Source organism: Pseudomonas juntendi (genome assembly GCF_009932375.1).
Classification (GTDB): Bacteria; Pseudomonadota; Gammaproteobacteria; order Pseudomonadales; family Pseudomonadaceae; genus Aquipseudomonas; species Aquipseudomonas juntendi.
This window is the reverse complement of sequence record NZ_BLJG01000504.1, coordinates 1-386: the sequence shown is the minus strand read 5'-3', so window position 1 is coordinate 386 and position 386 is coordinate 1. Positions and strand designations below refer to the sequence as shown.

Genomic DNA, 386 nt, shown 5'->3' with positions numbered 1-386 from the left:
CCTGACCCAGCTGGGCCTGAGCCAGATCGACCCGTCGTTGCTGAAGGCCGCCCATGGGCTGGGCGCCAGCCGCTGGCAGCGGTTGCGGCGCATAGCCCTGCCGCTGGCGCTGCCCAGCATCATGGCCGGGCTGAACCAGTCGGTGATGATGGCCTTGTCGATGGTGGTGGTGGCGTCGATGATCGGCGCGCGCGGCTTGGGTGAGGATGTGCTGGCCGGTATCCAGACCTTGAACGTCGGCCAGGGTGTGGAAGCCGGGCTGGCGATCGTCGCCCTGGCCATGGTCATCGACCGCATCAGCCAGGCCTACGGGCGCGGTGCACGCTGAACGGCGCGGCAGGTCCGCTTGACCGCGTACCCGCCGACCCGGCTCAGCCCAGGAACAG

At 69.7% G+C, this 386-nt stretch carries 1 protein-coding gene; it reads left to right on the top strand.

Features of this window, described 5'->3' with window-relative positions; genetic code table 11:
* Positions 1-328 (top strand): ABC transporter permease subunit (locus tag GYA94_RS26960; RefSeq protein ID WP_161893483.1); only part of this gene is annotated, 328 nt, incomplete at its 5' end.
* Between the last annotated feature and the right edge of the window lie 58 nt (positions 329-386).